Source organism: Legionella birminghamensis (assembly GCF_900452515.1).
Classification (GTDB): domain Bacteria; phylum Pseudomonadota; class Gammaproteobacteria; order Legionellales; family Legionellaceae; genus Legionella_C; species Legionella_C birminghamensis.
Map to the genome: position 1 here is coordinate 2,635,852 of NZ_UGNW01000001.1, position 21,645 is coordinate 2,657,496.

The following is a 21,645-nucleotide window of genomic DNA, read 5'->3' on the forward strand; positions in this document are numbered from 1 at the left end:
TATCCTTATCATTATAGCAAGTGAATGGATAAAATAAGAATGAAAACAATAGCTATTTTGCTTGTTTTAATCCCCGCCTTGAGTATGGCTCAAGGCTGTATTATTGGTAATCCCCCTTCCAAAGCAAGATATGTTTGTATTGACGGACGCTCCCTTAGCTGTACGGGAAAAGGATTGGTGTGGAATGCCAAACGGGGTTGCTTTCTGAGCAGGCTGCCCTGCTGCGCCTATGAGGCAGAGCATTATGGTTATTATCCTAATCCTGCACGAATGTACAGAGCCTACGAACAATGCAGGGTCGATTATCCGTTTCGCCTGGGCGAGATGCAAACTCATTAATGTGGCATTCCCTGAACTCCTGCGGCGCCAACCATCGAATCCCCACGGCACGACCAGCGAATCCCCGCGGTCGAAGCCGCGGGGATTCGTATGCACAATAAACGCGGGGATTCATACGGGCAAATAAACGCTAATATTCGTACGGGCAAATAAATGCGAAGAGCCGGCGCAAAATCAAACCCCCTCGGGGAAATCTTCCTGAATGCTTAAATCCTGGATACCATCCAGGCCTTTCTCTTCAGTCAGACGAATCTGCAAGCCCACATTATTTTTTGAGTCAGCAAAACGGATGGCATTCTCCTGGCTGATTTTTCCTGCCTTGTAAAGGTCAAACAGTGCCTGGTCAAAAGTCTGCATGCCCTGCTCCCGGCTCCTACTCATGACTTCCTTAATTTCATCAATCTTCCCCTTTTCGATTAAATCAGAAATATAAGGGGAGTTTAACAATATCTCTACAGCGGGCACCCGCTGTTTCTCAAGGCCGGGAATGAGGCGAAGCGATACTACCGCTTTCAGGTTGAGGGAAAGATCGAGCAGTAATTGCTGTCTGGCATCATCGGGAAAAAAATTAAGGATACGATCCAAAGCCTGATTAGAATTATTGGCATGCAAGGTCGATAGGCAAAGATGACCGGTTTCAGCATAGGCTATAGCATGCCGCATGGTATTGCGATCGCGGATTTCGCCGATTAATATCACATCCGGTGCTTCCCGCATTGCATTTTTCAAAGCAGACTCATAGCTTAGGGTATCCAGCCCTACTTCACGCTGATCAACAATTGACTTTTTATGACGGTACAGATATTCAATGGGATCTTCTATCGTCAAAATGTGCCCGCGCTGATTTTCATTGCGATAGTCTATCATTGAAGCCAGAGTGGTTGATTTTCCTGAACCCGTTGATCCGACAACCAGTATAAGCCCGCGCAGTTCAAGAATAATTGATTTTAATACACTGGGAAGCTGCAATTCCTCAATACTGGGAATTACCCCTTTAATATAACGAACCACCATGGCCACTTCGCCGCGCTGACGAAAAAGATTGATTCTAAACCGGCCGACTCCCGCCAGGGAAATTGCCATATTTAACTCCAGGGTGGCATCAAATTCCTTCCGCTGCTCATCATTCATAATCGATGCCGCAATTTCGGCCATTTGCTGGGATTTGAGAGGCGATTGACCAATTGGAGAAGTGATCCCCTCCATCTTTATATGAGGGGGTGCACCGACACTGAAAAATAAATCAGAGGCACCCCGTTCGACCATTAATTTGAAAAAAGGCGTAATATCCATATTCATCCGATTTTTCTTTTTTTATATTTTAAGTGTAGATAATGAAATGAATTTAACCAATTAGTCTAAAATTATAGATAAGGACTGGCGTCACTCTGCCTTAATTAATTAACTTGTCTCGGCTTTGGGACCTTGGCTGTTATCAGGTTTGTATCAGGAGACATTGCTAATGAAGAAAAGCATAGACGATGCAATGTCATTGCATAATCCCCGCTTGCTAAGCGCTTCCTATTTCGCATTTCTCGCGATCATCGGTACAATTCTCATTGATACCCTTCTTGTTTTATTTGGCCTTGAGCAAATTCTTCCCGTGTTTGTCGCAGTAGTTCTTGCTGGTTTTACAGCCGGGGTCTTTGGTTTTCTTTTTGGAAAAAAAATCGTTCATTGCCCCAGGCCTTATCGATTGAGGGTGTTTCTTTACGGCCTGTTCATGACCCTTAGTGCCCTGCCCTTTTATGACTTTCTTTTTCTCTACATTTTAAAAGAATACGATACTTATCTGGAACTTATCCCTCATTCACATAGTTTAATTTCTGTCTATTTATTTATTTTAATCAACAGTTTTATCATAGTAGGATGGTGGCTGGCCATTTTATCAGGACTTGCTGCTGTGTATTTACGCGGCCATTTGGTATACATTATCCTCCATAGCGAGCTCGAGCAGCATGACTTCTGCATCAAAAGAAAAACAATAACCAGACATAAGCGATTATGAATACAAGCGAACAAAAACCAATTAGCCCCCGTTTTGCAGCAAGCATTTTCTTTGGCATTTTTGCCTTATTATTCCTGATTTTTACGCGTTATACATTATTACCGCTTAAGGTGAACCAGGGATTTTCCCTGGGATATGCCTTGATTATTGTACCCCTTTTTGGAATGATACTGGGCGCATTGTTTGGCAATCAGCTGGTCAAACCCTCTCGCTGGTGGCGTCCTTTTTTACTGGGCTTGTTATTGGCCATTGTTTACCTGCTTCTCATCAGTCTCGCTGTTTTAATTAATTCCTACTGGAACGATCCTAACTTCAGCAAATTATCATTCCGTGATTACTGGGTTGTGTACGGGGCTATTTTTCTGTCTGTAACGTTCATTATTGGTCCTTGGCTAATGCCCGTTACTGCATTGATTGCTGTGTATTTTAATAAACATTTTTTTCCCGGTTTGCGTGATGTTGACAAACTCAGGCATAAGGAATCATAAATCGGAATGATTGATAGACAAACGCTATTTCCCTTAATGGCAGAGGGGGCTGTCGTAATAACACCGACCAAACGTCTTTCGATAGCGCTTTTAGAAGAATATTTTCAGTTTTATAACTGTAAGACTGTCAAAAAACCCGTTTGCCTGCCTTTTCAGAATTTTTTACGCCTGCAGTACCATACGCTGTGTTTTAATAATTCGGAAAACAGGCATCCATTACTCTTAAACAGCAGTCAATACAATTACCTTTGGCAGAAAGTTCTCGGGCAACAGGAAATTCCTTTGCACGCAGGTCTGGTCGAGACAGTCAAAGATGCATGGTCCAAATGCCAGCGCTGGAAGCTGGATACTAATTCCCCGGCTTTTTCCTATACGGAGCAGACCCAGGCATTTGCGAAGTGGTCAAAATTGTTTCAGAGGGAGCTGGATAACATTCCAGGGATTGTCGATGAACAGCTGGCAGAGTATCTGACTTCATCGCTTCTATGCCTTGATTTCACCACCAGCATTTGGGTATGTTTTGAAGAATATACCCCTCAGCAAAAAGCACTACACGATAAATTGACGGCACTCGGATGCAGGGTTCTCCATACGCCCCTAAACGTCACTATCGCCTCAACCCGTTTATACAAGGCTAAAAACGCCAGCGATGAATATGAGGAAATGATTCTGTGGATAAAAGAGAGACTGGCCGATTCAGCAAGTGTAGGTGTTGTTGTCCCCTCTTTGGAAACAGAGGGAACAACACTACAGCGCTTATTGCAGCGCAGGCTTCCTGAAATAGTGTTTAGCATTTCTCTGGGTCAACCTTTGAGCGATTATCCACTGATTGGCCATGCACTAAACTGGCTCAAACTGGATGGTTACTCGCTTGGCAACCATCAGGCGCGCTTACTGCTTCATTCACCTTATTTATACAAGGCCAATGAAGAGTTTCTCAAGCGCGCGCAAATGATGCAAAACAGCCTTTCCCTCCAGGAGGAAGTGATTAACTGGGGTTACTTTTTAAATGAACTTCGTGGATCTGCTCCGCAATTACACAAAGCACTTTCTTCAATCAGCGCTTATCCGGAAACTGCCTCTCCCTCAGAGTGGGCCAGTCATTTTCGCACAAGACTGAACACACTTGGATTTCCGGGCGATCTTAGCCTGAATTCCGAGGATTATCAGTGTTTTCAAAAGCTGCTAAATCTATTCTCTGAATTCAAGCAACTCCAGCTTCTTACCTGCAAAATGACCATGGTTGAAGCAATTGATGCTTTAACCGGCATTGCTTCCAACACCATTTTTCAACCCAAAGCAGAAAAAAGCAATCTGCAGATTATGGGAATGCTTGAAGCAACAGGTATTCGTTTTGACGCCCTCTGGGTTACCGGAATGACCGATGTATGCCTTCCCAAAAAGATTAAACCCTCTCCCTTCATTCCATTAGAGTACCAAAGGGCTTATATCAGCTCGGAGCATGCATTGTTTTTAGCAGAGAAACAGTTTGAATCCTTTCTGCAGAATGCGCCAGAGATTATTTTCAGCTATGCCGCTATTGAGGAGGACAAACCGCAACTGCCCTCACCCTTGCTCAAGCACATGCCAGAGAGGACTGCCCTGGCCATAAAGGATATCCGCTCAGGTATCACCCTGGAGAAAATAGAAGAGACTTACCAGATTCCACAGAATAAAGAGTCTATCAAAGGAAGTACGGGTTTATTGGCAAAACAATCGAAATGTCCCTTCCAGGCTTTTGCGGCGCACCGTCTTCATGCCCAGCAAGGCAATCCCGCCTTTGATGGTTTAAATCCCCTGGAACGGGGGCAACTGGTTCATAAAGCACTGGAATGCTTCTGGCAGCAGGTCATCGATCAGAAACGCTTACTTGCGATGTCAGAGGACGAATTAAGCGAGTTAATCAGCAATTCAATCGATTTAGCCCTGGATCCTTATCGACAACACAGACATTACTCATTTTCCTCTTTAATACAACAGGTCGAAATTAAACGGCTATGCCGCCTGCTGAAAACTTGCCTCGAATGGGAAAAAAGACGCCCTCCCTTTAAAGTGGAGGCACTGGAGAAAAGTTTCAAGTTAATGCTTGGCGGAATTGAGTTTAATATGCGTGTAGATCGCCTTGACCAGCTTGAGGATGGCAGTAAATGGGTGATTGACTATAAAACCAGTATCCCTGTCAGCCTTCCCTGGAACGAAGAACGGCCACGGGAGCCGCAGCTTCTGATGTATGCCTTGCTTGACGGGGCGATCGACACACTGGTGTTTTCAGCACTGAAAGAGGGGCAGCACCACTGCAAAGGGGTGAGCAGCAGTAATTACGAGATAAAAAACATTCAAAGCCTTCCGGAAGAAAACTCTTGGGAAAATGCCCGTCAAAGCTGGCAAAAAAGTCTTGAACAGCTGGCAAAGGAATTTGCAGAAGGATTATGCGCCCCCCAGCCGCTTAATCGTTCTATCTGCCAACAGTGTAGCTATACCTCGCTTTGCCGGGTTAAATGAAAAACCTTAGTGCGCAGTGTCCAGCCTTGATAAGCATAGCGCGTCAAGGTTTTGAGGGGATCACCTGCCACTATTGCAAGTCTCTGATTTATCTTTTAAGCTCTTGATTTTTGGAAAAGGATTTTAACTGATGCGCACTCCTGCCAAATGGCTTTTCCCATTACTTGTCGGCTTTGGCTCGACAGCTTACTCCGACCATCCTTCCAGTTACATGCCTGTTGACATCAAAGAAGATTTTCAAACCATCATGAAACGCATGGTCGATCAGAAAGATGCGGTTGAAAAAAAACATGCTGACTTGCTTGAGCAGCGCTATGATCTTAGCAATAAACCGGCATCCGGCACCACCATGACGGGCGGCAAGGCGATTCAGGAAGGCGTCAGGGTGAAGCTGCCTGCAGGGATAACCTGGGATTCCTTATCGAAAATGACGCCTGAAGAAATTCAGGAAAAAGGTTTATATCCCGCAGGATTTCTGCCCTTGCCGCATCCTAACCATCCTGAGGGTGGCATGTTGTTTCCCAAATTTGTCATTGACGAATTTAATAAACAGGAACAACGCGATTTAACCCGATTTGATTTGGACTTCGATATTCCCGATCATTTTCTTCCCATCTTCCCGGCACCAATTTTTCTCACAACCCGGCCTGATCTGGGCGATGTGTCGAAAGGCCAGTTAGTTAACATCAATAATTATTATGAACTGTTTAACGGTCTCCTTAATCCCAAACAGCTCGAAGGCTTACGCTTACTGGTAACTCCTTTCCCGCAGCAGCAGTTTAATCAGACAGAAGACAGACGAACGGTGGCTCCCAGCCGCGGAGTGGCCTGCTTTGACTGCCATTCAAACGGCCACACCAACAAAGCGACGCATCTGGTCGGCGATATAAGGCCCCAGGAGTTTCGTCATCGGATTAATACGCCCAGTTTGCGCGGCGTGAATATTCAACGTTTATTTGGCTCACAAAGGGCTTTAAAAACTGTTGAAGATTTTACTGAGTTTGAGCAAAGAGCCGCTTATTTTGATGGCGATCCGGTTATTGCAACGAAGAAAGGGGTTAACATTCTTGAACGTGGCAGCCAGGTTCACTTCATGGCGGAATTTCAGGATATCCTGGATTTCCCACCCGCTCCCAAGCTGGGAGTGGATGGTAAACTTGATCCTGCCAAGGCAAGCGCTGAAGAATTACGCGGCCAGGAACTCTTTTTCGGCAAAGCCCAATGTTCAACCTGCCATGTTCCTCCCTACTATACCGATAACACGATGCATAACCTGCAGACTGAACGATTTTTCAAACCGGTTATGATTAATAACATGATGGCAGTTGGTGACGGGCCAATCAAAACCTTTCCATTAAGGGGAATTAAAGATTCGCCGCCCTATTTGCATGACGGCCGTCTGCTAACCCTGGACGACAGCGTTGAATTCTTTAACCTGATTTTGAAGCTCCAGTTAAATGAGCAGGAAAAGAAAGATCTAGTCAGCTTTATGAAAGCGCTTTAACTTTAAATAGAGAAGACCCCCAGATTTAAAATGGATCCCGCGGTCTCCGCCGCGGGAATTCGTGCTAGTCGACAGTCGAATCCCCGCGGCTGCGACCGCGGGGCCCATGTTTGGTGGCCGAACATACTCTTCAGAAGAATCCAACGTTGCCCTCAATAGCAAAAGCAGTTAGGAACAAGTCTTTCAAACTTATCTTAAATTAGCAAAAACCAATATCGTGTGGGCCCCGCGGTCGAAGCCAAGGCGCCTAGCCCAAGGTCACCCCTGGCGAATCGTCCGTTGGAAGAATACAGAATTTTTCATTGATGATGGCTAATTCCTTGGCCTGGCGGCTAGCAGCTAACTTATCCGCTGCCTTTTTTATTTCCTGGCTAAAAAATGACATCGTTTCTATATTTGAAGGGCCTTCTGGTGGTTTTGGCAAAGGCTCCTGGACAACGGGCCATTTTCCTAAAACGCTTCCATCTGTTTGTACAAACAATTGAGAATGGGCGGTTTCTTTCAAATAGGCTGTCTGAAACGACTGGTTAGCACTTATTAAACCGGGATTTTCATCCTTGTGCAGGTAAGCGGTATTTCTTGCAATTTCCAATATAAACTGAGCATCGTTATACTGACTATCATCTGTCTTAATTTTAAACAACCATTGCAACAGGTGTTTGTGGAGATTCTTAAAATCATGATCCCCTGAACCTTTTTGCTGGTAATCAATAATCATTTTTTCAAATAATTTACAGCACATATCACTGACAGGCATTCCATTACTCCATCGATGTATTCTTTTTCATTTAATATCAATTTGTGTAATTTTACAACCAAATAGCCTGATTTAATTAACAACTGTTCAAGAAATTAATCTAATCCCTTGATTTTTTATTATTTTATCCAATAATGAAAGGTTTTTCGAACGCAGTAAATTATGCATCATTTAATTTTAGGTTATGGCTATTGCGGATTCTATCTTGCGAAACATTTATTGGATGAGCATGAGCAGGTCACCGCTGTTTCCAGACATTATGAACCCTCCCTGGCGCTGCCAGGATTAAAACATATAGCCAGCGACTTGTGTAACCTTAACATCGCTCAAGAAGCGGATCTTGTTATTTACTATCTTGTTCCCCCTGTTCCCGCAAGGGACACAGACAGCCTTCTTCATGAGTTTTTAAGCAAAACACTACTAAAACCCATGAAAATTGTATATTTCGGTTCAAGCGCTGTGTATGGAAATCATCAGGGAAAATGGATAACGGAACGTTCGAAATGCCGTATTCAGCACGCGCGGCAACTGAGACGTCTAGATGCAGAGGAACAATGGAAGCAATTTGCAAAAAAAAACGGGGCAGCCTGTGTGCTCCTTCGTATTGCTGGAATTTACGGACCCAACCGCTTGCCCATTGAAGCAGCGCGCACTCAAAATCCCCTTTTAATACCTCAGCAAGCCCCTTATACTAATCATATATTCGTTATGGATTTAGTGAAAATTGCTTCACAGCTTGCCATGAAACGCAGCGCAGAGGGAATTTTCAATATTGCAGACGGCCACCCGAAAAAGATGGGCGCTTTGCAGCAGCTGGTTGCCCATCATCTCGACTATCCGGCAGCAGTCTTTCAAACCTGGGATGAAATATGGAAAACAGCCAGTGAAATGAAACGGGAAATAATGGAAAGTTCAAAACGGTTAAGCATCGAATTACTTGAACATGAATTAGAACAGGTTCTACAGATTACTCCCATGACAGCAGGCGTTCTCAAAAGTCTTGCCCTAATGGCTTAAGGATAAGAATGAACATATTGATTGCAGGCGCTTCCGGACTTATTGGCAGGAAACTGGTTAAAGCCTTAGTCGCAGATCACCAAATATCTGTGTTAGGGCGAAATATTAAATTACTGCAAGCGATATTTTCTGATCCTGTAAAACAGCTTGACTGGGATCATCTGGATACTATTGATCCCCGGTCATTCGATGCCGTCATCAATTTAAGCGGCAGGAATATTTCTTCACTGCGATGGAATAATACAATCAAGCAGGACATTATTAATTCACGTGTTCACACGAATAAGGTCTTGATTGACTGGTTGCTTAAACACCAAGCCAGCCCCCATTTTTTCTGTGCAAATGCCGTTGGCATTTATGGAACACAGGCAGACAATGACAGCAACGCCTTCGATGAGAACAGTGCAATTGATGATGAAACACCCCATGATTTTCTCAGCAAAGTTGGTATTCTCTGGGAGCAATCCCTGCAACTAGCAATCGATGCCAATATACCAGTCACCATTACGCGTTTTGGCGTTGTACTTGATCGGGAAGGCGGCATGCTGGGAAAACTGGCTCCTGTTTTTAAATTAGGCATCGGCAGTATCCTGGGAAAAGGCCAGCAAATTATTTCCTGGGTCGATATGCAGGACGTTATTGGCGCTTACCAATTCCTGTTAGCCAATCCCGGCCTGACCGGCCCATTGAATGTATGCGCCCCCGAACCAGTGACGCAGGAGATATTCGCCAGAACACTGGCCCGTGTTCTAAAACGGCCGCTGCTATTTCGCATTCCAGGCTGGGTTATCAAATTACTTTTCGGCGAAATGGGAGAATGCCTCTTGCTCAGCGGCCAGCGGGTTCTCCCTAACCGCCTGATGGACAATGGCTATCAGTTCCAATATCCGGATCTCGAAGATGCGCTGGAACATCAGTTTGCCAACACAGAGCCCAGGCAACATACTAAATCAGGCCTATAAGCCGTGGGTATCTACACACCACCCCTACGCCCTGCGGCTTGTCCGCAGGGTCCAGTGTTTTTCTATGAGTCTTATGGATCCCTCGGACAAGTGGTGGGACGTAGAAGCTAGGTGCAGACTGTGTTTTCAGAGATGTGTAGATACCCATAGGTCGCAGCCGCGAGCATTCGATATTTCTAATTCCTTAGTGTGTATAGCTATGTTTATTCTCTACGTCATTTAGATAGGGTCTGGCCAGCTCACACATCACAGAACATCGAGCCAGACGCACCGCGAGACTGACTTTGTGGGAAGACATGGTAAGGAGCCCATTACTGAGCGATTTATTAATTATTTGCTTGATCTCATCAAGCGTAACTGCATGATTAATTTTATCCATCAGCACTTTGGTATATTCCGCCTTGGTCGCAGTCAAGGCATGATTACGGAATAAGCGGGTAGCCAAAGAGGCTTGAAACTCGCCCTTTTTTAAAGAACCTCTCGAATAGAAATAGCGGGTTAACTCCCGAAGACAGCTCTCCTTGAGGTTATCCAGATTTATTTCTCGCTCATCCAACAGTACTTTGTTTCCTTTTTTTACAGCATCAGCCAATTTATCTTTAGCATTCAATTTAAAAGGAGGTAATGGATTTAGGGGATGAATTGCCTTGTGAGCCCTGTGGTCTACTATTTCAGCGGCCAGCAGACCTGGCGCTTTAAAGGATACGCGCTGCGCATCGTATGCAGCAGCTAATGTTTTCAACAGATTAGGCTTGTCTTTTAAAAAACTCACATCAAACATGTCAGGCCTGTTAGCCTTGATAAATAACAAGGCTTTTACCGTGTCAACTCCCTGTGGACGGGTAAAGCTGGCAATATAAAACCAGGAATCATGGGGTGCTTGATAGGTATGCCAGTAAGACTGGCTGACGAGGCTTCTTCGCCTTAGCTTTTTATTAACAATGACTTCCTCTCTTTGTTCAAGCTGCACAGCGAGGCCTATGTCAATACAAACCAGCTCCCCATCTTTGGTTTTAAGAATATTTTTTTGGGTTACCGCATCTATAACAATACGGCCTGTACGATTGAAAATGTCAATCACAGACTGACTGATTTCCTTATCACTTGCCTGCTTCCCTTCGATATAAGGGCAACACCAACCTTTGCCAAGTGGCGAATCTACGACTGTTGCAGAAGGCTTGATATGTGCGTTTATCTCGTTCCATATTCTTACAGAACGTTCCGGCTTATCGGTTGCGGAGCAGTCCTTCGCAATTTTGAGCACTGTGGTTTTATCGTCATTGACATAAACTGTATTAAAAGCCCCCTCACCTAATTTTTTCCACCCCATTTCAAACTCACAACAAATCACTTTGTCTAATTTTACGCCATCCTTAGATTAACTTAAAGCAATTTTTAACTGGACTTTTCATTGAAGAGCCTGGAACAGGCTTATCTACTCGCCTTTCCTCTCTTCCAAAGAAAAACCATATTTGTTGCGTTGACAAGGATGTTAAATATTTATACAATTGTGCAAAACTTACACATCACAGGACTTTATGAAAAAGAGTTTTTTAGATATCTATTTTAGAAATGCCCGAGGCGTTTTAAGAATTTCTTTTGATATCGAGCTATGGAAATATGCATGGCCAGTATGTATAGTTCTATTACCCTTTACTCTTAGTTTGGGTGCAGGAATAAAAACCTTAATCGATTTTTTTTCAAGAAAAAATATTCCCGAAACCAATCTTAAGGCTGTAGATAATCACATAGCCACTTTAGATTCAGATATTAATCCACTTCTTGAAACTATTAATACTTATTCTTCTCATGCAAAATCATTATCAAGCCAAAAGCTTTGTACATCATTAAATAAAATTGAGATAGAAGCAGACTCGGATTTGGCAAAAGACATCAACAGAAAGAAGCAAATCTTACAATACGAACAATTAGGCATTGATAAAGATCCATCGCTTTTGGATAGGTATAGAAAAAGATTTATCGCTAATTTAAAACTTGATGAAAGCCGTCAAAAGCGTCTTGATGACTATAATACCCAACAGACAAGGCATCATATTACAAAAAGAAACAATAATATGAAGGCGATCATTAGGGAGTACGTAAGTGCACCCCATAATTATGGTAAAGCAATGCAACAGACTATCTGTAACCATTTCTTCCCGTCAGAAAGGCCAACAATAGGGTTAGAATCTCCTGTAGAAAAGAAACAAGTCCTTCCTTAGCAAGAAGCCTGCATACCGTTATTCATGGTATGCAAGTACTTGGAAATGCTTGACTTTTGTGAAAATATACTAGGGTTTAACTATAATCGACTTCAATAATGTCGTACTCAACCTTTCCGCCTGGTGTTTCAACCACGACCGTATCATCAATCTGCTTGCCAATTAAGGCACGGCCAATCGGAGAACTATAGGAAATTTTGTTTAATTTGATGTCCGCTTCGTCTTCACCCACAATCTGGTAACTTAGTTCATTGCCCGTCTCTGTATGGCAAATAGTAACTGTCGCGCCAAAAACCACCTTGCCATGGTTTTCCAGCTTGCTGATATCGACGATCTGCGCATGGGAAATTTTGGATTCCAGTTCTTTAATACGTCCTTCAGTGAAACTTTGCTGTTCGCGTGCAGCATGGTATTCGGCATTTTCTTTTAAGTCGCCGAGTGCCCTTGCTGTTGCAATCGCCTCTATAATCTGAGGGCGCACTACTGTTTTTAAATGAGCTAACTCTTTCTTCAGTGCTTCTGCACCTGCAATTGTCATTGGATGCTTATGCATCATATCCACCTCTAATGTAAATCTTGTAAACGAGTGACCGTTTCACGATCCTCATATTTCATTGCCAGGCAAGCTGCCTCAGCACCTGATAAAGTCGTAGTATAGCTAACTTTGTGCTGCAGGGCATTGCGACGAATTGCAAATGAATCCGCAGCAGCTTGCTTTCCCTCAGTCGTATTTACGATAAAATCTATTTCGTGGTTTTTAATAAAATCCACTACATGAGGTCTTCCCTCTGCTACTTTATAAACCCTGCGGCAATCAATACCGGCAGCATGCAATACCAGTGCCGTTCCGCGGGTTGCAATAATTTCAAACCCCAGTTGAATCAAGCGTTTTGCAATTTCGCCGATTCGGGTTTTATCCGCATCCCTTACAGAAACAAACGCCCGGCGCCTTTTAACAATATTACAGCCTGCCCCTAATTGGGCTTTAGCATAGGCCTGGCCAAATCGTCTGGCAATACCCATCACTTCACCCGTCGATTTCATTTCCGGCCCTAAAATAGAATCCACACCAGAAAATTTAATGAAGGGGAACACCGGTAATTTGATCGAGTAAAAAGCCGGCATCGGGTAATGTTGACTAAGACCTTGCTGTCTTAAAGTTTGCCCCAATTTGCAGCGCGCTGCAATTTTCGCTAAGGGAAGCCCGGTTGCCTTGGATACGAAGGGAACTGTACGCGATGCCCGGGGATTGACTTCCAGGACATAAATATCATCTGCCTGAATCGCAAATTGCGCATTGATAAGTCCAACAACGCCCAGTTTTAAAGCCATTAGCCGCATTTGCTCAATCAAGTCCTGCTGGACTACAGAGCTTAAACTAAAGGGCGGTAATGTACAGGCTGAATCGCCCGAGTGGACGCCGGCCTGCTCAATATGCTCCATAATACCGCCAATCATAACGTCATGGCCATCACAGACAGCATCAATATCGACCTCAATGGCATCATTTAGAAACTTGTCCAGCAATACAGGTGAGTCATTGGAAACAGCGACTGCATGCTCAAGGTAGTGGCGTAAGTCTTCTTCCTGATAAACCACTTCCATCGCCCGCCCGCCAAGGACATAGGAAGGTCTTACTACCAGGGGATAACCGATGCGCTTGGCAACTTCAAGCGCCTCTGGCAGGCTTCGTACCGTGCCATTGGCTGGTTGATGCAGGTTCAGTTCAGCGACCATTTTCTGAAAACGTTCCCTATCCTCAGCCATGTCGATAGCGTCAGGCGAGGTTCCAATAATGGGTACGCCATTCTCTTCAAGCGCCTGGGCTAACTTCAAGGGAGTTTGCCCGCCATAATGCACAATCACGCCCATGGGTTGTTCAACAGCAACAATCGATAGCACATCTTCCAGCGTTACCGGTTCAAAATAAAGCCTGTCGGAAGTATCAAAATCGGTTGAAACGGTTTCGGGATTGCAATTGACCATGATTGTCTGATAACCCTCTTCCCGCAGAGCCATAGCCGCATGGACGCAACAGTAATCAAATTCAATACCCTGGCCAATTCGATTGGGCCCGCCTCCAAGAATAATGACTTTCTTAGCATTAGGCTCCGGGTTAGCCTCACAACTTCCCTCATAGCAGGAATATAAATAAGCAGTAGAACTAGGGAATTCGCCAGCACAGGAGTCTATCCGCTTGTAAACTGGCTTCACTCCCAATCTCAGACGATGTGCGCGCACCTGCTCTTCCCGGCAATAAAGGATCTTGGCAAGAAACGAGTCGGAAAACCCGTGGCGCTTCAACTGCAATAGGTGTTGTTTATCCAAATCAGTAATGGTTTTGCCATACAGCGCTTTTTCCTGCATCACCAAATCCTGGATTTGGTGAAGAAACCAGGCGTCAATCTTGCTTTCCTGCTGGATCTCTTCCAGGGTCAGATCCTGACGGAAAGCATCAGCAATATACCAGAGGCGATCCGGGGTGGGTTCGCGCAGATGGCCTCTTAACCGGCTTAAATCCTCACCTTTCTTGAACAGGCTATTCAAACCATTGCGACCGATTTCCAAACCCCGTATGGCTTTTTGCAATGATTCCTGAAAATTACCGCCAATCGCCATCACTTCGCCCACCGATTTCATCTGCGTTGTCAGTGTAGTCGGAGTCTGGGGGAATTTGTCAAAATTAAACCGTGGGATTTTTGTAACAACATAGTCAATACTGGGTTCAAAGGAAGCGGGCGTTTTGCCGCCAGTAATTTCATTATCCAGTTCATCCAGTGTGTAGCCAACCGCCAGTTTTGCTGCAATTTTGGCAATAGGGAATCCAGTGGCTTTTGATGCGAGCGCCGAACTTCTTGAAACCCGTGGATTCATTTCTACTACGAGCATGCGCCCATCTTCCGGGTTAATGGCAAACTGGACATTCGAACCCCCTGTGTCCACGCCAACGGCCCTCAACACTTTGATAGCCGCATCCCGCATGCGTTGAAACTCTTTATCAGTGAGTGTCTGGGCAGGTGCAACTGTAATCGAATCGCCGGTATGAACGCCCATCGGATCAAAATTTTCAATGGTACATACAATAATGCAATTGTCTTTTTGATCCCTGACCACTTCCATTTCATACTCTTTCCAGCCAAGAACCGATTCATCGAGCAACAGTTCATGAGTGGGCGACATATCCAGGCCGCGTGTACAAATTTCTTCGAATTCCTCGCGGTTATACGCGATACCCCCGCCGCTGCCGCCCATGGTAAATGAAGGTCTGATAATCGTGGGGAAACCTAATTGTGCCTGTACCTGAATGGCTTCTTCCATGCTATGCGCAATGGCAGATCTTGGCATTTCCAGGCCTATTTTTTTCATCAACTGGCGGAAGCGCTCGCGATCTTCTGCCCGGTCGATTGCTTCCTTGGTAGCGCCAATCATTTCGACTGAATATTTTTCCAGGATTCCGTGCTTTGCCAAATCAAGCGCACAGTTCAAAGCAGTCTGCCCGCCCATGGTAGGCAGAAGTGCATCGGGCCGTTCTTTTTCAATAACCTTCGCCACTTCCGGCCACAGTACAGGCTCAATGTAAGTAGCATCCGCCAATTCCGGATCCGTCATGATGGTGGCGGGATTGGAATTAACCAAAATAACGCGATATCCCTCATCTTTCAATGCACGCACCGCCTGCGTACCTGAATAATCAAATTCACAAGCCTGGCCAATAACAATCGGGCCTGCACCAAGAATCAAAATGGATTTAATATCTGTACGTTTTGGCATGACAACTTAGAAAACAGTTTGAGTGACCTATTCTAACGATTTTAGTCAAAAGATCCTATCTTATCTTTCGTTTTATGTTGTAAGCCTGTGAATTTTCTGCGGCGCATATGGCTTTCGAAATTTCCCGGGCTTTAAGTGCACCGAATCCCCGCGGCGTCGACCCATAGCTATCTACACAAATGCATTAGCTATCGAATCCCCGCGGCAACGACCGCGGGGCCCACATGATGCCTATTCAGGGTATCAGTCTTGTGTCTTTTTACTCTCTATTTTTTGGCAACATTGCAAACTCAAAGCGCATTTTCGGCCACCAGATATCCCTTGCGGTCGACGCCGCGGGGATTCGGAGTGAGAAACACATTTGTGTAGATACCTATGGGTCAAAGCTGCAGGAATTCGAAAGGGTTCGCGGTTTGCCTAGAAGCTTACAGCAAACCGCTTAACCTCCCCCAGGCTAACCCCATCAACTCGTGCAGGGCGATATTAAGAAAGACCATATTCTGGGCATTGGGGATGAAGGTTTTTTGCCAGCGCTCATCACCCCAATACAAGGTGAAATCAGTCGGGGCGGCAATGGGATGTAAACCCTGTGCCTGGCAAAGTGCCATTGCCCTTGGCATATGAATGGCTGAGGTGACCAGATAAAATGGCTTGTCCCCTACCCAGGTTTTTATGGCTTTTGCCTGATCCGCCGTATTTAAAGAACCCGTCTCTATCTGTAATCTGGATGAATCAATCGGGTACAGTAATGCGAGTTTACGCATGCGGAAGGCTTCAGCAGTTTCCTGGCCATAACCGCCTCCGGAAAGCAACAGGTTAGCTCCGGGAGTTTGCCGCCATAAACGCAAGCCCTCCAGGACACGCTTGACGGATGCTGCATAAAGCAAGGATTGCGGCGGTAAATTTTTTACCTCGGTCTGTCCGCCGCTTAGCACCACAATCCATTCGATTTTGGGATCGGTTTTTTTAATTGGCGGGTATTGCCTTTCAAGTGAATTGGTTATAAACCGAGGCAGCCAACCGGTACTAATAAGCAAAAGCAGCATTAAAAAAATACTAAAGCCGGTAAACAATCGCTGTGAGCCTTCCAGTTTTCGTAACTTGTACAGTAGAAAAATAAAAAATAATATCAAAAGAATGAATGGATTAATGACGGCTTCAAGTAGATGGCGAACTATCATTATCTTACCCGCTTCATAAGATACAGGCCTAAAAAGGCAAATAAAACGGTCGGCCCCAGGGCGGCAATAATCGGCGGCCATTGGAGCACCTGGCTTACCGGCCCAAAAAATCGATTGATGATATGAAAGCCGAAGCCCATTGTAGCGCCGGCCAGCAATTTGGAGCCCATGGTTGAAGAACGCAGCGGTCCGAAAATAAATGGTATCGCCAGAATCATCATGACCACTGTGGTAAAGGGTTGAACAATTCGTTGCCAAAAGGCCAATTGATAATTCAATGCAGTCTGATGGTTTTGTTTCTGTGCCCGCAAATATTGCCTGAGTTCCTTTAAGGTCATCTCATCCGGCTCACTGCTGCTTACATTGAGAATGGAAGGTTTCACTGAAACATCCCAGGGCATTTTATCAATATGCTGTGTGAGTGTGCGCTCCTTCTCAATGATGGTTTGGGAAATATTTTCCGCCCACCAGCCGTTATTCTCGAATTTAACCGTCCAGATTTGACGGGCAAAAACCATCTGGTGGTTTTCATCAAAATGATACTGGCGCACATCAACCAGTGTATTATCCTGCTGCACCGTTCCTATGGTAATAAAATCATTCTGATAACGGAGCCAGACTCCATGCGATGTTCTTAAAGCCTGGCCGCCGCTGATGGCCTGTACCTTGACATCATTGGCATAATAAGCGAGCCGCGGCACCACTGTTTCCCCTATGAATGTCACCAGTACAATCAAAATCAGCGAGGCTTTTAAAACTGCTGTTGTTATTTGCCCGATGGACATCCCGGCTGCCCGCATCACCACTAACTCGCGGTTATTGGCCATAACGCCAAGGCCAATCAGGGAACCCAGAAGACTTGCCATTGGGAAAAAAAGATAGACCTGATAAGGCATTTGTAAACAGACATAAATGGCCGCCTGAATAATACCAAAGTCGCCCCGTCCCAGATCCTCCAGTTGATTAACCATGAGAATAAATATCTGTAAACCTGCTAACAGCAGTGTGACCAAACCAATGGCCAGGAGAACGTTATTGGCAATATAGCGATCGAGTAGTTTCATGCCAGCTTGATCCTGTTTCGCCAGATTAATAGCAATCCGATGCCGGCAACAATCAAATGCAGCCACCACATGCCAACCCAAACCGGTAACTTCCCTGCAGCAATCCAGTCACGGGCCACGAACATAAAATTGGCATAGATAATAAAGAGCACAATAGCCGGTAATAATTTGGCATATTTACCAGATCGCGGATTCACCCGGCTTAGAGGGACAGCAACCAGCGTCAGTGTCAATACCATAAGCGGTATGGATATCCGCCATTGCAGTTCAGCCGCTTTTTTGAGATCAGAATTAAACCAGGGGAATAGTGAGGCAGTCGTTGCGGTGCGCATGTCATTGTCAATTTTAATATTGGGATGCGGTAACCTTGCCTTGTATTCCTTAAACTCTGCGACCTGATAATCCGCATGCCCCGGCTGTCCCTGATAAATGCTGCCATTCTGTAAAATCAAATAATCTTCCATGGTTTCCGGATCGGTTTGTGCATAAGCTTGTTCGGCCCATAATATATCCCACTGGAACTGATAATCCTTGATGGTCTGTCTCGCCAGAAAGATATTTTTTGCCTTGCTGTGGTTCCTGCTCATTGACTCCACATAAAACACTTCCTTTCCTCCGGAAATACCGCGGAAGCGTCCTGGCACAATGGTTTGAATCAGGGTTTGGACGCCCGTAGTTCGCAGCAACTTGCCTCTTTCAGTAGCAATTACCGGACTAACCCACATCGTCAGGGTGGTGACAACGGCCATAACAATGATGGCAAGAATAAAACTGTGCTTCAGTAATTGCGAATTCCCATAACCGCAAGCCTGAAGGACAGTCATTTCGCTTTCAGCATAAAGACGTCCATAGGCGACTAGCAGGGCCACATAAAACCCTAAAGGCAGGAGCAATCCCATGAGGTTAGGCAACTCCAGCATCATTAGCTTCATGATGATAACAATGGGGATTTGTCCACTGGCAGCCCGATTCAAATAGCGCACAAACTGATTACTCATAAATATGAGCATTAAAATGCTGGTAAGCGACGCCAGTGTAATAAAAACTTCTTTAGCAAGATAACGGAATATTAACACGACCTTCGGTCTCTATAGGCAGAATAATTAAAACCATTTGAATGATATTCAAGATTGGGTAAACTACCAGTTTTTGCGACTTATAGGAAGTCAAATGAATTACGGATTAATCCAAACATTGCAGGATGCATCAAATGAATGCCTGGTACTGGGTATTTTTTCAGAAACCAAGCCCCAGGACTTCTCTTCTATTGATGATGCTCAATTGCTCGATCTGCTGCCGCGGCTAATGGCTAAAATGAATGAAGCAGGAGACAGTATCTGGCAAAGCGACATTAACGGACGCGCTTTATTTCTTGTACATTGCGGTAAACGGGATGAGTTTAAAGCCTCCTCACTGCGCAAGCGGGTGGAAGAGGTAACTCTCGCCCTGTTAAAACAGAAAATCGGCAAGGCCTGCATTGCCCTGCCCCCTGTTGGCAAACAGGATCCTGACTGGCAACTGACTCAAATGTTGCTGGCGGTGGATAGCCTCTGTTATCAGCTGACTGATTATAAAACTCAGCAAAAGAAACCACGCAGTTTGCAAGCGATTGACTTTTACTTACCCAATACCAGCGATGCTGCCCTGTCAACTGCACAATCAATTGCCGAAGGGATACGCCTAACCCGACGCCTGGCCGATTTACCTGCTAACCACTGCACCCCCAGCTTTCTGGCACAACAGGCAGAGGTGCTTGCTGGTGATTTTTCGCAGATTAAGACACGAGTCCTTGGCATTCCTGAAATGACAGAGTTGGGTATGGGTGCCTTGCTGGCTGTCAGCAAGGGCAGTGCAGAGGAACCCCGCCTGATTGAAATTGCCTATAATGGCAATGGCAATCAGGCTCCCATTGTTTTGGTTGGCAAAGGGATTACCTTTGATTCTGGCGGATTATCCATCAAACCGGCCAATGCCATGGATGAAATGAAATACGATATGTCCGGCGCCGCCAGTGTCCTTGGCACTTTAAAAGCCTGCGCCCTGTTGAAATTACCCGTTAATGTTATTGGTCTGATTGCAAGCGCCGAAAATATGCCCAGCGGGACTGCTGTTAAACCGGGGGATATTGTTACCAGTATGTCCGGCCAGACTGTGGAAATATTAAATACTGATGCGGAAGGCAGACTGGTACTAGCAGATGCCCTCACTTATGCAGAACAGTTTAACCCTGAACTGGTGATTGATATTGCCACGCTAACCGGTGCAATGGTTGTCGCGCTCGGTACGGTTACCACGGGATTTATGACCCAGGATGAAGCGCTTGCAGAGGATATCATTGCTGCGTCTTTAGAAAGCGGTGATAAATGCTGGCGTATGCCTCTTGACGATGAATATCAGGAAGCCTTGGACAGCCCGCTGGCGGATATGATTAATGCATCCTTTGATCGAAGTGCCGGAGGTATTACCGCTGCCTGTTTCCTGTCCCGCTTTACTAAAAAATATCGCTGGGCGCATCTGGATATCGCAGGAACTGCCTGGGTTTCTGGCAAAAAGCGAATCGCAACCGGCCGTCCTGTTCCTTTACTCATTCAGTTTTTAAGCCATGTCGCCAATTCGCGTTGATTTTTATTTATTAGGGGAGACTGACAGGCAAGCAGCAAAGCTGCTTGCCTGTCGTCTATTGGAAAAAGCCTATCTACGCGGGCACCAGGTTTTCGTTTACTGCAATAACCGTCAGGAAGCAGAGAGCCTGGATGAGTTACTGTGGACTTTCAAGGATGACAGTTTTATCCCGCATAATTTACAGGGCGAAGGTCCCGAGCCGCCGCCGGCTATCCAAATCGGCTATCAGCAGGAACCGCGAGGTTTTCGCGACATTTTACTTAATCTTAGTGATGAAGTGCCGCCTTTCTTCACAAAGTTTAAACGCGTTATTGAATTAGTCGTCAATGAAGAAAATGCCAAAACGCTAAGCCGTTCGCATTTTCGCCACTATCGGGGGGCAGGATGTGAGATTAACACGCATAATGTTTAAACTAAATATACTCATTATTCAAAACAATCTGCAAACCGGAAGCCGTCAACGATAAAAACTTATAGCCAGGATCAATTGTTGTTCGCTCAAGCCATTCATTGGCAATACATGCATCCGCCAATCGCTGCATGTCTTCTACTGAAACCGGCTTACCTAATTTGTCGCTTAATTTTGCGGCAGCCTCTTCTTCAAGATCAAGAAACACCTGTTCGCGAGTCACCCCCCTGTCAACCATCTCGTCGTAAAACATTTTTAAAATATCCACTTCGTTCATGATTGCTTTTCCCTTTTATTAGGTTTCCGTCAAGGCTCCGATCTGGATTGCTTCACTGCGTTCGCAAAGACGGGATGACGACTAACAAATATAATTTAATTTTAGCAAACATTTCTCAAGCTTGAAGAAAGAAAACTTGTCTGTCTGTTTAGATTGATCCAAACTGTTAAATTGAACATTAAAATTAAGGTAGATCACATGAAAAAGGATAATCTTGTTGATGGTCGTTCCAGCCAGTCCTCTGCCGGTTTTTTTAGCCACTCAGCCAATGCTAGCCAACCCTCATTACTGATTAGCGATACCTACCAATCTATCGTAATGCAATATTATCAAGCGAGCCATTACCTGACTAAAGCTTATATTCTCCGGCAACTCTCTGAATTACGCACACAGGAGCATGAATCCGCGCAGCCCTATCTGGAATGGTTTGAGAGCAATATTGAAAAGCTGTCCGCGCAGGATTTTGGTGAAATGGCGCTTTATACTCCCGAATTGCAAAAAACCATTTTATAGTCAACCATT

The 21,645-nt window shown here is 45.1% G+C and carries 20 protein-coding genes; 11 read left to right on the forward strand and 9 right to left on the reverse strand.

The window, feature by feature from the left end; translation table 11 throughout:
• Positions 1-39 precede the first annotated feature (39 nt).
• A complete protein-coding gene (locus tag DYH42_RS11165) occupies positions 40-339 on the forward strand; it encodes a hypothetical protein (protein ID WP_058523608.1) in 300 nt (99 codons plus the stop codon).
• 174 nt (positions 340-513) lie between these two features.
• Here the strand turns inward: DYH42_RS11165 and DYH42_RS11170 are convergent, their stop codons facing one another.
• Positions 514-1,632, reverse strand: a complete 1,119-nt coding sequence (locus DYH42_RS11170; protein ID WP_058523684.1) for a PilT/PilU family type 4a pilus ATPase — start codon at positions 1,630-1,632, stop codon at positions 514-516.
• A 169-nt stretch (positions 1,633-1,801) separates the two neighbouring features.
• Here DYH42_RS11170 and DYH42_RS11175 point away from each other — a divergent pair, with 169 nt between their 5' ends.
• The 4 genes from DYH42_RS11175 (at position 1,802) to DYH42_RS11190 (ending at position 6,841) form a co-directional block, all read left to right on the forward strand.
• Positions 1,802-2,347 carry a hypothetical protein gene (locus tag DYH42_RS11175; RefSeq protein ID WP_058523607.1) on the forward strand — a complete coding sequence of 182 codons (546 nt, stop codon included), beginning with the start codon at positions 1,802-1,804 and terminating at the stop codon, positions 2,345-2,347.
• The gene (locus DYH42_RS11180) at positions 2,344-2,835 is read left to right on the forward strand and encodes a hypothetical protein (RefSeq protein WP_058523606.1); all 492 of its coding nucleotides are present in this window, start codon (positions 2,344-2,346) and stop codon (positions 2,833-2,835) included. The genes DYH42_RS11175 and DYH42_RS11180 overlap by 4 nt, the downstream gene beginning before the upstream one ends.
• 6 nt (positions 2,836-2,841) lie before the next feature.
• The gene (locus tag DYH42_RS11185; protein WP_058523605.1) at positions 2,842-5,337 is read left to right on the forward strand and encodes a PD-(D/E)XK nuclease family protein; all 2,496 of its coding nucleotides are present in this window, start codon (positions 2,842-2,844) and stop codon (positions 5,335-5,337) included.
• 130 nt (positions 5,338-5,467) lie between these two features.
• Positions 5,468-6,841, forward strand: a complete 1,374-nt coding sequence (locus DYH42_RS11190; protein WP_058523604.1) for a hypothetical protein — start codon at positions 5,468-5,470, stop codon at positions 6,839-6,841.
• Positions 6,842-7,088: 247 nt separating this feature from the next.
• On the opposite strand, the gene DYH42_RS11195 is transcribed toward DYH42_RS11190, so the two are convergent.
• Positions 7,089-7,598, reverse strand: coding sequence for a hypothetical protein (locus DYH42_RS11195; protein WP_058523603.1), 510 nt, complete (start codon positions 7,596-7,598; stop codon positions 7,089-7,091).
• Positions 7,599-7,760: 162 nt separating this feature from the next.
• Here DYH42_RS11195 and DYH42_RS11200 point away from each other — a divergent pair, with 162 nt between their 5' ends.
• Entirely contained in the window at positions 7,761-8,615 is an 855-nt protein-coding gene (locus DYH42_RS11200) for an NAD-dependent epimerase/dehydratase family protein (protein WP_058523602.1), read from the forward strand.
• 8 nt (positions 8,616-8,623) lie between these two features.
• Positions 8,624-9,577: a TIGR01777 family oxidoreductase gene (locus DYH42_RS11205; protein WP_058523601.1), complete on the forward strand. Its 954-nt coding sequence runs from the start codon at positions 8,624-8,626 to the stop codon at positions 9,575-9,577.
• 184 nt (positions 9,578-9,761) lie between these two features.
• Here DYH42_RS11205 and DYH42_RS11210 read toward each other — a convergent pair whose 3' ends face one another.
• A complete protein-coding gene (locus tag DYH42_RS11210) occupies positions 9,762-10,907 on the reverse strand; it encodes a hypothetical protein (protein WP_115317058.1) in 1,146 nt (381 codons plus the stop codon).
• 208 nt (positions 10,908-11,115) lie between these two features.
• On the opposite strand from DYH42_RS11210, the gene DYH42_RS11215 reads away from it, so the two are divergent.
• Complete coding sequence (locus tag DYH42_RS11215) at positions 11,116-11,799, forward strand: hypothetical protein (protein ID WP_058523599.1); 684 nt, start codon at positions 11,116-11,118, stop codon at positions 11,797-11,799.
• 76 nt (positions 11,800-11,875) lie between these two features.
• Here the strand turns inward: DYH42_RS11215 and greA are convergent, their stop codons facing one another.
• The 5 genes from greA to lptF all read right to left on the reverse strand — a co-directional run bounded on the left by greA (position 11,876) and on the right by lptF (position 18,891).
• The gene (gene greA / locus DYH42_RS11220; protein WP_058523598.1) at positions 11,876-12,352 is read right to left on the reverse strand and encodes a transcription elongation factor GreA; all 477 of its coding nucleotides are present in this window, start codon (positions 12,350-12,352) and stop codon (positions 11,876-11,878) included.
• 11 nt (positions 12,353-12,363) lie between these two features.
• A complete protein-coding gene (carB, locus tag DYH42_RS11225) occupies positions 12,364-15,570 on the reverse strand; it encodes a carbamoyl-phosphate synthase large subunit (protein WP_058523597.1) in 3,207 nt (1,068 codons plus the stop codon).
• A gap of 425 nt (positions 15,571-15,995) precedes the next feature.
• Complete coding sequence (locus tag DYH42_RS11230; protein WP_058523596.1) at positions 15,996-16,751, reverse strand: YdcF family protein; 756 nt, start codon at positions 16,749-16,751, stop codon at positions 15,996-15,998.
• A complete protein-coding gene (gene lptG / locus DYH42_RS11235; protein WP_058523595.1) occupies positions 16,751-17,815 on the reverse strand; it encodes an LPS export ABC transporter permease LptG in 1,065 nt (354 codons plus the stop codon). The genes DYH42_RS11230 and lptG overlap by 1 nt, the downstream gene beginning before the upstream one ends.
• On the reverse strand, positions 17,812-18,891 hold the full coding sequence (gene lptF, locus DYH42_RS11240) for an LPS export ABC transporter permease LptF (RefSeq protein ID WP_058523594.1): 1,080 nt from the start codon (positions 18,889-18,891) through the stop codon (positions 17,812-17,814). The genes lptG and lptF overlap by 4 nt, the downstream gene beginning before the upstream one ends.
• A 94-nt stretch (positions 18,892-18,985) precedes the next feature.
• Between lptF and DYH42_RS11245 the strand changes: the two genes are divergently transcribed.
• Both DYH42_RS11245 and DYH42_RS11250 read left to right on the forward strand, forming a co-directional pair.
• Positions 18,986-20,437: a leucyl aminopeptidase gene (locus DYH42_RS11245; RefSeq protein WP_058523593.1), complete on the forward strand. Its 1,452-nt coding sequence runs from the start codon at positions 18,986-18,988 to the stop codon at positions 20,435-20,437.
• A complete protein-coding gene (locus DYH42_RS11250) occupies positions 20,418-20,849 on the forward strand; it encodes a DNA polymerase III subunit chi (protein WP_058523592.1) in 432 nt (143 codons plus the stop codon). The genes DYH42_RS11245 and DYH42_RS11250 overlap by 20 nt, the downstream gene beginning before the upstream one ends.
• A gap of 1 nt (position 20,850) precedes the next feature.
• On the opposite strand, the gene DYH42_RS11255 is transcribed toward DYH42_RS11250, so the two are convergent.
• Entirely contained in the window at positions 20,851-21,123 is a 273-nt protein-coding gene (locus DYH42_RS11255) for a hypothetical protein (protein WP_058523591.1), read from the reverse strand.
• Positions 21,124-21,321: 198 nt separating this feature from the next.
• On the opposite strand from DYH42_RS11255, the gene DYH42_RS11260 reads away from it, so the two are divergent.
• Positions 21,322-21,636 carry a hypothetical protein gene (locus DYH42_RS11260; RefSeq protein ID WP_058523590.1) on the forward strand — a complete coding sequence of 105 codons (315 nt, stop codon included), beginning with the start codon at positions 21,322-21,324 and terminating at the stop codon, positions 21,634-21,636.
• The last annotated feature ends 9 nt before the right edge of the window (positions 21,637-21,645 follow it).

Coding starts and splice junctions, on each gene's coding strand:
- DYH42_RS11165 (WP_058523608.1), top strand. CDS start 40: ATGAAAACAATAGCTATTTTGCTTGTTTTAATCCCCGCCTTGAGTATG.
- DYH42_RS11170 (WP_058523684.1), bottom strand. CDS start 1,632: ATGGATATTACGCCTTTTTTCAAATTAATGGTCGAACGGGGTGCCTCT.
- DYH42_RS11175 (WP_058523607.1), top strand. CDS start 1,802: ATGAAGAAAAGCATAGACGATGCAATGTCATTGCATAATCCCCGCTTG.
- DYH42_RS11180 (WP_058523606.1), top strand. CDS start 2,344: ATGAATACAAGCGAACAAAAACCAATTAGCCCCCGTTTTGCAGCAAGC.
- DYH42_RS11185 (WP_058523605.1), top strand. CDS start 2,842: ATGATTGATAGACAAACGCTATTTCCCTTAATGGCAGAGGGGGCTGTC.
- DYH42_RS11190 (WP_058523604.1), top strand. CDS start 5,468: ATGCGCACTCCTGCCAAATGGCTTTTCCCATTACTTGTCGGCTTTGGC.
- DYH42_RS11195 (WP_058523603.1), bottom strand. CDS start 7,598: ATGCCTGTCAGTGATATGTGCTGTAAATTATTTGAAAAAATGATTATT.
- DYH42_RS11200 (WP_058523602.1), top strand. CDS start 7,761: ATGCATCATTTAATTTTAGGTTATGGCTATTGCGGATTCTATCTTGCG.
- DYH42_RS11205 (WP_058523601.1), top strand. CDS start 8,624: ATGAACATATTGATTGCAGGCGCTTCCGGACTTATTGGCAGGAAACTG.
- DYH42_RS11210 (WP_115317058.1), bottom strand. CDS start 10,907: ATGGGGTGGAAAAAATTAGGTGAGGGGGCTTTTAATACAGTTTATGTC.
- DYH42_RS11215 (WP_058523599.1), top strand. CDS start 11,116: ATGAAAAAGAGTTTTTTAGATATCTATTTTAGAAATGCCCGAGGCGTT.
- greA (WP_058523598.1), bottom strand. CDS start 12,352: ATGCATAAGCATCCAATGACAATTGCAGGTGCAGAAGCACTGAAGAAA.
- carB (WP_058523597.1), bottom strand. CDS start 15,570: ATGCCAAAACGTACAGATATTAAATCCATTTTGATTCTTGGTGCAGGC.
- DYH42_RS11230 (WP_058523596.1), bottom strand. CDS start 16,751: ATGATAGTTCGCCATCTACTTGAAGCCGTCATTAATCCATTCATTCTT.
- lptG (WP_058523595.1), bottom strand. CDS start 17,815: ATGAAACTACTCGATCGCTATATTGCCAATAACGTTCTCCTGGCCATT.
- DYH42_RS11245 (WP_058523593.1), top strand. CDS start 18,986: ATGAATTACGGATTAATCCAAACATTGCAGGATGCATCAAATGAATGC.
- DYH42_RS11250 (WP_058523592.1), top strand. CDS start 20,418: ATGTCGCCAATTCGCGTTGATTTTTATTTATTAGGGGAGACTGACAGG.
- DYH42_RS11255 (WP_058523591.1), bottom strand. CDS start 21,123: ATGAACGAAGTGGATATTTTAAAAATGTTTTACGACGAGATGGTTGAC.
- DYH42_RS11260 (WP_058523590.1), top strand. CDS start 21,322: ATGAAAAAGGATAATCTTGTTGATGGTCGTTCCAGCCAGTCCTCTGCC.